Source organism: Phormidesmis sp. 146-20, assembly GCF_052939475.1.
Window position 1 is genome coordinate 20,998 of sequence record NZ_JBJPHT010000063.1, and the last position, 11,686, is coordinate 32,683.

Annotated in this window: 9 protein-coding genes; 4 read left to right on the forward strand and 5 right to left on the reverse strand. The window is 46.5% G+C overall.

The window, feature by feature from the left end; genetic code table 11:
* Positions 1-294 precede the first annotated feature (294 nt).
* The gene (locus ACKFKH_RS29710; protein ID WP_446861982.1) at positions 295-735 is read right to left on the reverse strand and encodes a hypothetical protein; all 441 of its coding nucleotides are present in this window, start codon (positions 733-735) and stop codon (positions 295-297) included.
* Positions 728-1,621 (reverse strand): pirin family protein, encoded by an 894-nt coding sequence (locus tag ACKFKH_RS29715; RefSeq protein WP_446861983.1) that lies wholly within the window; start codon positions 1,619-1,621, stop codon positions 728-730. Before ACKFKH_RS29715 ends, ACKFKH_RS29710 begins: the two co-directional genes overlap by 8 nt.
* A gap of 124 nt (positions 1,622-1,745) precedes the next feature.
* On the opposite strand from ACKFKH_RS29715, the gene ACKFKH_RS29720 reads away from it, so the two are divergent.
* Positions 1,746-2,300, forward strand: coding sequence for a PadR family transcriptional regulator (locus ACKFKH_RS29720; RefSeq protein WP_446861984.1), 555 nt, complete (start codon positions 1,746-1,748; stop codon positions 2,298-2,300).
* Positions 2,301-2,341: 41 nt separating this feature from the next.
* Here ACKFKH_RS29720 and ACKFKH_RS29725 read toward each other — a convergent pair whose 3' ends face one another.
* Positions 2,342-3,289: a DUF5996 family protein gene (locus ACKFKH_RS29725; RefSeq protein ID WP_446861985.1), complete on the reverse strand. Its 948-nt coding sequence runs from the start codon at positions 3,287-3,289 to the stop codon at positions 2,342-2,344.
* A 1,062-nt stretch (positions 3,290-4,351) separates the two neighbouring features.
* Between ACKFKH_RS29725 and ACKFKH_RS29730 the strand changes: the two genes are divergently transcribed.
* From ACKFKH_RS29730 to ACKFKH_RS29740, 3 genes are all read left to right on the forward strand, one after another.
* The gene (locus ACKFKH_RS29730; protein ID WP_446861986.1) at positions 4,352-5,257 is read left to right on the forward strand and encodes a helix-turn-helix domain-containing protein; all 906 of its coding nucleotides are present in this window, start codon (positions 4,352-4,354) and stop codon (positions 5,255-5,257) included.
* 74 nt (positions 5,258-5,331) lie between these two features.
* Positions 5,332-5,757 carry a nuclear transport factor 2 family protein gene (locus ACKFKH_RS29735; RefSeq protein ID WP_446861987.1) on the forward strand — a complete coding sequence of 142 codons (426 nt, stop codon included), beginning with the start codon at positions 5,332-5,334 and terminating at the stop codon, positions 5,755-5,757.
* A gap of 46 nt (positions 5,758-5,803) precedes the next feature.
* The gene (locus ACKFKH_RS29740) at positions 5,804-6,709 is read left to right on the forward strand and encodes an NmrA family NAD(P)-binding protein (RefSeq protein WP_446861988.1); all 906 of its coding nucleotides are present in this window, start codon (positions 5,804-5,806) and stop codon (positions 6,707-6,709) included.
* Between the two features lie 247 nt (positions 6,710-6,956).
* On the opposite strand, the gene ACKFKH_RS29745 is transcribed toward ACKFKH_RS29740, so the two are convergent.
* Both ACKFKH_RS29745 and ACKFKH_RS29750 read right to left on the reverse strand, forming a co-directional pair.
* The gene (locus ACKFKH_RS29745; protein WP_446861989.1) at positions 6,957-7,586 is read right to left on the reverse strand and encodes a response regulator; all 630 of its coding nucleotides are present in this window, start codon (positions 7,584-7,586) and stop codon (positions 6,957-6,959) included.
* 4 nt (positions 7,587-7,590) lie between these two features.
* A partial coding sequence (locus ACKFKH_RS29750) for a PAS domain S-box protein (protein WP_446861990.1) occupies positions 7,591-11,686 on the reverse strand: 4,096 nt, incomplete at its 5' end.

The following is an 11,686-nucleotide window of genomic DNA, read 5'->3' on the forward strand; positions in this document are numbered from 1 at the left end:
TGCTCCAATTCACTTGCTCAGTCCATTGACTGCATCTCTGTTTGCATACACTTAATATAGGAAATCGCTTTCCAACCGTCGTCTATAGCGAGTTAACTCTTTTACAGTGCAAATTGATAGAGTAACTATGCGATCGCGAAGTAGAAGGCTAACTATAACTTAAGTTAGAATCGGGGAAACCAATAAATACCTGAACATGCCGCGAATGCTTACGATTCGGTAAATACAATGCATAAAAGCAGTTCATCCAGACTCAATTGAATCTGGACGAACTGCTCAATTTATAGTTGAACTTTAGTTGCTTTTAGTCGCTAGCAGTGTGACCAAATCAGCATGAGCTAACACCACATCGGGGTTGCGTTGAAGCGCCGCATTATACCTCACAGCAAAGTCATTTCCAGCTTCATCAGGTGTGAGTAGAATCTGAACATCAGCAATGAGAGCAGCGATTAGCGCTTCGCGCAACTCCAAAGGAACTGCCTCGGAGGTGATAGGCTCATCAGAGTGGATTAACTCATCAATTTGCACAATCAATTCTGAGAGGTGATGCAACCAGGCAAATTGATCGTGATTGATCACCAGTTGCAGCAATTCACCGTTAGAGACCTGTCCGCGCACCTGTTCGTAACGAATACGCTCTGTATCCAACAACAGTTTATGCAAATGCAATAACTTGATGCGTATATCGGTCAGCCGTTGATGTTGGGTAATGCAGTGTTGAAGCATGTTAAGCATGAATGTGTCCCATCCTTCCATTTCGGTAATCGTCGATCGCTTGCTGTATTTCGGCTTCAGTGTTCATCACAAAAGGCCCATAGCGCACCACAGGTTCATTTAGCGGCACTCCAGCAATCAGCAGTAGATCAAGGGGTTGGGTGGCATCCGCAGGATTGGCGATCGCCACTTCCTCACCATCCGGTGCAAACATCACCATTTGCCCATCCTCACCCCGTTCCTGCTCAGTGCCAAACAAACCAGACCCATCGAGAATATAGGCAAAGGCGTTGTACTCTTTCGGTACCGATTGAACAATGCTTGCTCCCGGTTGGAGCGTGAAGTGCAGGTAGATAATCGGGGTGCGGGTTTCAATCACCGCTTTCGCCCCCAACGCTGCTCCCGCAATCACGCGCACTGTCACAGTCCCGTCTTTGGTCTGAGCCACCGGAATCTGTGCTGATGGAATTTCCTGATAGCGAGGAGCAATCATCTTGTCCCGCTGCGGCAAGTTAACCCACAGTTGAATGCCGTGCAGTCGCCCACCCGTGCGAGTAAACTCAGCTTCTGGCATTTCGGAATGCACTACGCCTGCCCCAGCGGTCATCCACTGGGCATCACCGGGATTGAGCAGTCCAGCATGACCGACCGAGTCCTTGTGTTCCAGCCGTCCATCCAGGACGTAGCTGACGATTTCAAAACCACGATGGGGATGATCCGGTGCGCCCTTTGCTTGACCGGGCTTCTGATTCACGGGACCCAATTCATCGAGGAGGAGAAAGGGGTCAAACTCGGAAAAGCTACTCTTGGGAAAGGGACGACGCACCAGGAAGCCCCCTCCTTCAAGCGTTTCTACACTATTAATGATTCCAGCAACGGTTCGGAGTGTTTGAGTTTGAGTTGTCATACAGTTGCCTCCAGGCAAACAGTTTATAAAACTTGTCTCATATATGATTAGTCATATATGAGCATAGAAGGATATAAATTCTATGGGTTGGGTTTGTCCTCCCTATTCGTTCGGTAAACCGCCTATGTCTCTTGCCCATGTGATTCTGGGTCTGCTCCAACAACAGGAGCGGACAGGCTACAACCTCAAAACCAAGTGTTTTGACGATTGCATTTCCCATCTGTGGCCAGCAGATCAGGCACAGATTTATCGGACTTTAGACAAACTGGAGTCACAGGCGTGGATTACCTGTACTGTTGAGATCCAGCACGATCGCCCCAACCGCAAGGTTTACCGGATTACCGAAGCAGGTGAAGCAGAGTTAACCCACTGGCTTCAGACGCATCATCCGTTGCCCGTGTTGCGAGAGCCGCTGCTGGTGCAACTCTATTTTGCGGCTCAGTTGCCTAACGAGGCGATCGCGTATCTGCTAGAGCAGGAACGGGAAGCACGGCAAGAAAAGCTAGCCCAGTGTGAGGCGATCGAGGCTCTATCTTTGGGTAATCCGACTGCATCGCGTGAACAAGAACTGCATCGACTGGTTTTGGACTTAGTGAAGCAACGGGAACAGACTTATTTAGACTGGTTGGAAAAGGCGATACGTGCTACAAACACGCTGCGCGACCGCAACAATCCGTAGCCAATCAACGTAAATTCCTGCTTCAGAAATTCAAGCATTGGCTACCCCTGTAGACGTGAGGTATGCTCCAGTGCATCTCGATCCCAATGTCCTAAAATTGCCGCTGCTCCATAGGTGCTTTGAAAAAAAGCAAGAATCATCGCATCTGGGTCGCTAGCCTGCCTAACGGCTTCATAAGGCAGGACAAACTCTTGCATCTCTGAGCTGTAAAACGCTTCCTTGGGTGCGATCGAGTAATCCTGAAACCCCTCCGGCGCAGGGTAAGCATACGCATAAAAAACAGGGTCTACAACTGACCCACCCCCTGGCCAAAAGCCACAGCTACTGACTTCGTGCGAGTAGGCTTCCCGTGTGACCCAATCTGCCATATTGGGTACTCCCCCTGGATGCTCTGGCGCACGACGACCAGAAAACCGAGTCACAGCGAGATCGAAACTTCCCCAGAAGAAATGCACAGGACTGGATTTACCAATAAACCGGGAACGGAACAGGTTCATGACCCGATCGACTTGCACGAGAATTCGCCAAAATCGTTGTGCATAGTCCCGAGCGTAAGCGGCGTGTCGGTCGTCTTGGGCGAATGGGAGCGGTTCTGCTATTTCCTGCGGCATCGTCCAGATTCGGACTTCGATGCCCATTTCACTCAGTGCGGCCATGACAGTCTGATAAAAATCGGCAACGGAGCGAGGCACCAGTGGGATTTGCTGAGTCATGCCATCACTGGTATCGATTTGTAATTGATGTTCGATAAAATCAAAACTGATTTGAAAGCTGCGAGTTTCGTAAGGGATTGAAGCGGTTGTTAGTCCACGCGGTGTTACATAAAAGGTAGACTGCCACCAGTGATTGAGTTTAGGCGCTAGTGCCAATCGAATTTTGCCAATGATTTGTGTCCACAGATGGAGAGTTGCGTAGGTATCCTGCCAGGCGGCAAGCGGCAAACTGGGCCAAATAATGTCAACGGAAGTACCTTGAGCAGAAACTACCATAAGAAGCCTCCAGATGAGGAAAATATTGTGGAAAATGGGAAGAGAGTCTAGGCTCTGTTCTAAGTTGACTACAGATCGCTGCATCTCTACTTGCATAAATTTAATATAGGCGATCGCCTTGAAGCTGTCGTCTATAGCAAGTTGAAATTTTTGCAGTACAAATTGATAGAGTAACCATTCCATCGCGGAGGAGAAGGTTGGCTATAACTTAAGTTAGAATCCGAAGTCGATCGAAAGTACACTCTATAGAACCCATTTGAGATATTTGTAGGCGATTGTCTACCTCTGTATCTAGTCTGGATTAACGCTTGTTACAAATAGTGTCAAATCCGATTTCCTACAGAACGCTACGCGAACGACTAATCTCTAGGGTGTTTAGACCAGCCCTTTCAAGGTCAATTGAGCTACTTTTAATAATCTATGAAACCTCTGGTAAATGAAGATTTTAACCTTTTGAGCAGGAGAAATTACCATCTACCATTTGGAGGCATTCTGATAGAAATTGATGAAAACTGCGGACAAGAATATGTAAAATGCCCTCAAATTGAGCGATCTCCCCTCGATTTCCATCGATTTCACTACGCTTGACCTACCTGCGAGGATAAGCAAGTATGATTGAAAGCCATGTTGGGTAATGATTTCAGGCAATTATAAAGATCTTTGGCAGTACACCTTGAAAGGGCTGGTGCTTAGACTGAATTAATTCAGTCTAAACACCTAAATAAGGGGTGTTAAGCGGACAAATGTCCATATAATCACCCATTTTTCCAGTATTAGGCGGACAAATGTACATCTAACTCCCCAAAATGGGGGTATTAGACTGTTGCTGTCAGTCTAAATGAGAGTTATACTGCTTAACCATTTACATTAGGCTGGTTTGTGATGCGTCTCGATCCCCCAGAACTTTGCAATTTCCCATACTTTTGATGGAGAAGATGGATTACAGGCTCATATAAGCGATTCGATCGCTAATAGACCTCTTGCGTGAATCATTTTTTGGTATGAGTTTATAATAGTTTGAACTTCCTCAAATAAAACAATAACTAATCACAAATAAAGACTGTGACCAGCAATATGCTCAGTCCACTGGGAATTGATCGACAGGCGAATAAATCGCTGATATTATCCAGTCAGCAGATGGGATGGAATGGCATTTTAGTCGAACAGTATCAAATTCTGCCAACTTCCTACTGTGAAGCTAGCCTTCCCGCCCTGTCAGCGCACTGGCTCAATTTCCCCTTGGGACAACCAATGCATCTGACTCAGAAGCGCGACAATCGCCTACATGAATCAATCTTTCATAAAGGCGATCTGATTTTTGTTCCAGCGGGACAACCAAGTTACTGGCGATCGCGGACAAATAATACCCCACAGTCAATTCTTCGGATCTACTTACAACCGGAATTAGTCACGAAAATTGTTGAAGCATCTGCGCTAGATTTCAGTCGGCTCGATTTGACACATAGTTGCTCTAAATCCGCTCTGCATCTGCACCAGATCGCGGTGATGCTCTTGGCGGAGCTAGAGTCTGGCGGCATCATGGGCGAGTTATATGTCGAATCATTGACTCAAGTATTAATCATTGAGCTACTGCGACATTGTTCTAGCTCTCAGACAATTACATCTGCAAAACCAAGCCTCACGCACACTCGATTACAGAGCGCGATTGACTATATTCATGCTCATCTCGATCTCGATTTGACACTTGTGCAAATTGCCACCAGCATTAATATCAGCCCCTCTCATTTTGCTAGCTTGTTCAAACAAGCGACAGGTATTTCGCTACATCAATATGTCATTAAACAGCGGGTGGAGCGGGCAAAACTGCTACTGACGACTACAGATCTGCCGATCGCCAGTATTGCCTTTCAGGTAGGATTTTCTAGCCAAAGTCATCTCAACCAGCACTGCAAACGCCTGACGGGGATGACACCCAAACAGCTTTCTAAAATCGGTAGAATCTGCTAAAAATCAGTCAAAATCTGCAAGAAGTCGATCGATCGCCATGGATATACTTGAGGTAAATAGATCTGGAGGATTTAATGCAGCAACCACAGAATTTAGATCGTCAAACGATCGCAGAGATTTTCGATGCTCATCTGGCATTAATCGGCACCAATGTCCCAGCCTGGGCAGATTTACTAGCTGAAGAGGCGATCGTCGAATTTCCCTATGCCTCTGCCCTCGGTGTCTCAACACGATTTGAGGGCAAATCTGCCATCTATAACCGGATTGCCGAGTCGGTCGCCCAAATGCAAAATTTGACATTTACGAATGTTCGCAAATATCCAACCACAAACCCAAATCTACTCTGGGCTGAGGTACATGGATCGGCTGAGATCGCCACTACAGGTCGAGATTATCAGCAAGATTATGTGATGCGAATGGAAACCCAGGATGGCAAGATCGTCCACTATTGTGAATATTGGAACCCTACCCCCATTCTTGAATCATGGGGTAACACTTAACATCCGCGTCAATCTCGATCGTGCTGACTAAATATAGAGGAAAATCATGAAAATTGCGATCGCAGCCGCGTCCGGGAATATCGGGCGACGCACTGCCGAGAAAATTGTTCGGGCTGGAGCCGAGACGATAATGCTATCGAGACGTCCAGAACAGCTCGCCGATCTTGTTGCTCAAGGAGCAATAGTCAAGTCAATCAGCAGTGATGATGCCCAAGGCTTAGTCGCTGCAACCAAAAATGTGGATGCGTTGTTTTGGCTGACTCCACCGAAACTGGATGTGTTTAGCTTGTCCGATTGGTATACTCAGACAGCAATGGCTGGAGCTAGCGCAGTCCGCGAAAATGGCATCAAGCGAGTCATTAACATTTCAAGCATTGGCGCAGGTGCAAAACCAAATTTGGGTACAGTCTCCTTTACAGGTGATGTTGAAGCGATTTTCAACCAAACCGGAGCTAATATATTGCATCTGCGTCCTGGCTATTTTATGGAGAATTTTTTCACTCAAGTCGATTCGATTCGGCGAGATCGTACCGTTAGTTTTCCATTTCCCAGCGACCACGATATTCCTTGGATTAGTACTGATGATATCGGTGATGAGGCGGCAAAATATCTACTTGACGATCGATGGGCGGGTCAGTGGACTCGTAATCTGATGGGAGCCGAAAACTTAACTCCATTGGAAACAGCGGCTATTCTTTCAAAAGTGCTAGCTCGACCGATTGCCGAAGGCAGACCAAAGGTCATCGAATATATCAGCGTGACAATTGAATCGATTCAGCAGCAACTAGCATCCTTCGGCGCAACACCTGATGTTCAAACAGAGTTAGGGCATCTGTTCCGCGCCCTCGGCGATCCTGATGGAGTTTATGCCACTGCTCGAACGCCAGAGGCAATCACACCCACAACGTTCGATCAGTTTGTCAGAACCAAACTATTTCCCACAATTGGCTAAATAACGTCAGTAGTAATTTAGGCGATCTGTACCTGCGATCGGGGCATAACAAATCATTGGAGCGGACAATATTTTGTTATTTTTGGTGTTGAGTTGGGGGATATCGCTTGCCGCTCAATTCAGCCGTTAGACAAAATTAAGATTGAACTTCTTTTGCTGGAATGTAATTGTAACAGTCTCTAACTAGCGATCTGCGTTCGCGTAGCGTCGGCTCTGCCGAATCATCAGCAAAGATATCAAATGGGTTCTACAAACTGACAATGCCGCGTTTAACGGCAACAATCACAGCTTGAGTGCGATCGCTCACATCTAACTTATTCAGAATCCGATTGACATGAGATTTAACCGTGCCTTCACCGATACTCAAAGCCGCCGCAATCTCGGCATTGCTCATCCCCTGTGCCAGTGAGCGAAGTACTGCTAGTTCTCTTTCACTCAGTTCTGGATTGCTGAGGCGCTGTACCAACTTTGCGCCCACATCGGGCGGAATATACTTCTGACCCCGATGAACGGTGCGAATCGCATTCAGCAACTCGTCCGGTTCAGTTTCTTTCAACAGATATCCTTTTGCGCCTGCCTGCAATCCCCGATAGATATCTTCGTCACTATCATACGTGGTCAGGACAATAATTCGAGCAGATTTAGCAGTCGCACAAATTGCACTGATGGCAGCAACTCCTTCCACTTCAGGCATTCGCAGATCCATGAGCGTAACATCCGGTTTGTGTTCTTCAAATAGCGCGATCGCTTGTTCTCCATTTTCAGCTTGTGCAATCACCTGCATCACTGGGTCACGGTTAATAATCGTGGCTAATCCTTGCCGAAAAATAGCATGATCGTCTGCAATCAGAACTCGAATGGTCGTGGCTTGGCTCATCGTGCTACTCCCGATCGACGGTGACAATCATCTCTGTTCCTTGTCCAGGTTGGCTCCGAATCGTGAGTTGTGCGCCGATGCGCTCTGCCCGTTCGCTCATGCCAAGTAAGCCAAAACCCTCAGAGGCTGGAATACTCCCCACTCCAAAGCCCTGTCCATTGTCTTTCACACGCAAGCAAACCCGATCGCGATCGTAGATTAGCTCGACTCGAATTTCGTCAGCATGGGCGTGTCTAATCGCATTCGTTAATGCTTCCTGTCCGATCCGCAGTAGGTTATTCTCGATTTCAGTCGGTAGAGCATACACTGTACCCTCAATTTCGTAATACAAGGTGGTATCCATTGCGGCAGCTCTGATTTGAGCGACGAGACGATGGAGAGCGCTCTGTAAACTGCCTTCCTCCAAAAGCTGAGGACGGAGCGCAACGACCGATCGCCGCGCTTCAACCAGTCCAGTTCGTGCCAATTCTTTGATCAAGTCTAGGTGTGCCCCAGTTACCTCTAAATCATCCGTTAGCACCTGTTTTGCCGCGCCTACTTGAGCGAGAATACCTGTAAACGCTTGGGCGAGTGTATCGTGAATTTCGCGTGCCATCCGGTTGCGTTCTTCGATAATCGAGGCTGCTTCTGCTTGCTTTTGCAGCATAATATTTCGCGCCAGCCAAATCACCTGCTCGTGCTGAATCGGGGCAATACGAGCCGAAAACCAGATTTCTCGTCCAGATAGCCACTGGCTGTATTCAACGGTGAGGACTTGTTGGGTTCTCAGCACCTGCTGAATGTAACCCAGTAATTCATCAGCTTGTTCTTTAGCAAAGAGTTGATGCAGTGTTTTGCCAACAAGTTCCTCTTTATACAACTCTCTGTATGATGGATTCCCTTCGGTTACGCTGATCACTTGCCCTTCAGCAGTGAAGATGCACAGCGGATCGGGAATGGCTGAAAAGAGCGCCCGTAGTTCTGCTTCAGAGGCTTGCAGCGCAACTTCTGCTTGTTTGCGATCGCTAATGTCTGCAATCACCCCTTCGACGTATCCATCGGCTGCATTCAAATAAGAAGAGGAAAGTCCCCAGAACAATGTCCCATCTCGTTTTCGCATCTGTACTTCAAAGCTTCGCAGTTCCCCATCCCGCTTCATCACCTCAACGGCTTGTTGGCGATCGCTGGGATTTACAAAATAGTCAATGGAGTGTTCCAGCCCAATCATCTCCTCTGGTGAATCAAAGCCAAACAGATGGGCAAAGCGTTGATTGGCATTGAGAATTAATCCATCCGAGAGGCGGCTTCGGAAGATGCCGACCTGGGAGTTTTCAAAGATATTGCGAAACTTAGTTTCACTTGCCTGCAACGCTACTGTCCGTTCTGCAACCTGTTGTTCTAAAGTGCGGTTATAATCGGCTAACAGTTTCTCTGCTTGTTTGCGCTCGGTAATGTCTTGAAAGGTGGCGATCGCATAAGCCACATCACCCTGTTCATCAAAAATGGGTGTTCCCCATACCTCTACTGGAGTCGCTACATTGTTTCGACGAATTTCCATATCATTAATCATCGTGCGATCGCCACTCAATGCCCGAACAACTGGCATTTTCTCAGCGGGATAAGGTTGTTCTGTTCCCGCTAAATAAATTTGATAAACTTCTGCAAATTGATCCGGTGTCACAGCAGGATCAATCCCTTTACCCAATAGCTGAACTGACCTTCGATTGGAGTAGCAAGGGCGACCTGTTGCATCGATCACTCCAATCCCCACTGGCACCGCTTCAAAAAATTGCGTCAATTTATTATTGCTGGCGTGTAGCTGTGCGTAGAGTTTGGCATTTTCGATCGCGATCGCTGCTTGAGTGGATAGCAAGTTTAAGACTTGCGATCGCTCTGGTGTAAAAGCCCCAGTTGCTGATTTATTTTCCAGATACAACACACCCACAAGCTTACTTTGATTCAGCAACGGCAAACAGAGCAGCGATCGCGGTTGGTTGTGCTGAATGTATGGCTCATGGATGAAATTACCTTCATGAGTCGCATCATTTAAGATCACAGGTTCATGAGTCCGAATTACATACTGAATAATCGATTCGGGTAAACGATTCGCCATTGGCATCGATTCCAACACTTGCGTCGTACACACATTCTCACTATCATTGAGTTCACAAGCAGCCTCAATTGTCCATTCTCCTGAGGTTTCTAAAATCAGACTTCCAGTTTGTGCGCCAGCATTCTCGATTAAGATTTGCATCAAGGAACGAAGCAACCGATCGAGTTCAATTTCACTCGAAATTGCCTGTGATGCTTTCAGTACCGTCGCTAAATCGAACGCGCTGTCTAAACGAGTAGAAGTAGTTCCAGAAGTTGCATGGATTGGTGTGTAAGTCACATCCGATGATTGAGGAAAGAACTGCGGGTAGCGAGTTTCTAAATCTTTGACTTTTGCCATCGCTCCCCATCGTTCATAGCAGTAGTGAGCTTCTTTCATGTAGGTCTGAGCAATCTTTTCTCGACCTCGCGCCAGATAATGTTTAGCTGCTAATTCATAAGCTAATGCTTCTTCCTGGACATATTCATTTTCAGCAGCACCTGCGATCGCTTGTTCATAAAGCTCTTCAGCCTCAAGAAATTGCCCTAAGACTCGCGCTTTTTCTGCCTCGACTAGATGAAATTTATGTAGATAATTCATCGGGGCATGTTCTGCCCATTTTTGCATCTTTTCTTGGTTGGTGTTAACACAGTTTAGCCAAGCTGCTTTTTCAGAGTTTGAAGCATCAGGCGATAGGCTCAAAAGCGCCAGCGAATGATAGAAACAGAATATAGGTAGAACCGATATTGCTGTCGCCTCTTCAAAATGTTGCCTTGCCAAAATAGCAGTTTGTTCAGCTTGATGGTGTTCTTCAAATAGATAACACAACATGACTTTGTGCAAATAGAGTATCTGGATTGCAGTTCCATCTTCAACTGCAATAGCGTGTGATAACGCCTGTTCTTCATTCTGTAGCCTACTAACTAAGTGGCTGGAATTCTCAGGCCTATCTTGCAAATTAAAAATAGTCTGCCGCAATATTGCCAGCCAATTCGAGGGACTTTCTCGTCTAATTTGGTTAATCAACTTGCTGTAAACTGCTGTTTTTTGTTCCAGTTGGGTAAGTTCCTCTCCAGCAAAAAATGAGTTATAGCACACGTAATATGCAGCATAACCAGCAGTTTCAAAGTCTCCAGTTTCCACTCCATTTTGGTAGGCATCAGCCAGCATGGGTATTGTGTCTTTAAGATGCATCTTCCAGGGTATGATATTGACATTTGAAAACATTAAGGTTCTAGCATTTCCTCTGGTATTCAATCTTTCTGCCAAACTGAGAGCCAATTTGCCGAACTCATAACCGAGTTTAATGTCTTGAACAACTCCACATAGAACAAACCCGTAGCCAGCATAAAACAGTGATGACCAGATAGCATTGCCGTAGTTGATTGATAAATTTACCGTTTTGAAAGTAATCAGTATCACCAGTGCTGGTAACGTTAAAAATGCAGCAGCCCCGATACTCGCTAGGATTGACATTGCTGCCAGCGGTTCTGGTGCAGTCATCTCTGGTAAATTAATCAAGTCTTCGATTTCTCGTTCAGCAAGTAGTGCAGCCGTTGACTCCAATTCCCTTTGAATATCTGCCTGACTTGGATTTTCTATTAAATCTATTCCCAAGAGCTTTAACGCTTCCAATCCAGTTTTTAGTGCTTCTTTCAGGTTGCCCTGTGACAAATATCCTTGAATTCTGCTATCGTAAGCCTGCACTTTGTCAACCACTGTTTTGGCACGAGCGAGTACCACTTCTACCAACTGTTCCATCTCATCAAAGCGACCTTGGAGATACGCCGCTTCTGCTGCTTCTGAATACAGCGCTAAGGTAAGGTCATACTCACTCTGCCAACTCTTTGTATCGAGGAGTTTAAGCCCTGTCGTAAAATACTGAAAAGCTGCTTCATAAGCCGTTGCTGCCTTCGCTTTCTGACCTGCGATTAAATTCAATCGAGCAATCTCATTACGTTTGGTTTGATCAGGGACAAGCTCAATTCCATGATTAAGATGATCGACAATCTCAAACAACCGCTCTGAT

Coding starts and splice junctions, on each gene's coding strand:
- ACKFKH_RS29710 (WP_446861982.1), bottom strand. CDS start 735: ATGCTTAACATGCTTCAACACTGCATTACCCAACATCAACGGCTGACC.
- ACKFKH_RS29715 (WP_446861983.1), bottom strand. CDS start 1,621: ATGACAACTCAAACTCAAACACTCCGAACCGTTGCTGGAATCATTAAT.
- ACKFKH_RS29720 (WP_446861984.1), top strand. CDS start 1,746: ATGTCTCTTGCCCATGTGATTCTGGGTCTGCTCCAACAACAGGAGCGG.
- ACKFKH_RS29725 (WP_446861985.1), bottom strand. CDS start 3,289: ATGGTAGTTTCTGCTCAAGGTACTTCCGTTGACATTATTTGGCCCAGT.
- ACKFKH_RS29735 (WP_446861987.1), top strand. CDS start 5,332: ATGCAGCAACCACAGAATTTAGATCGTCAAACGATCGCAGAGATTTTC.
- ACKFKH_RS29740 (WP_446861988.1), top strand. CDS start 5,804: ATGAAAATTGCGATCGCAGCCGCGTCCGGGAATATCGGGCGACGCACT.
- ACKFKH_RS29745 (WP_446861989.1), bottom strand. CDS start 7,586: ATGAGCCAAGCCACGACCATTCGAGTTCTGATTGCAGACGATCATGCT.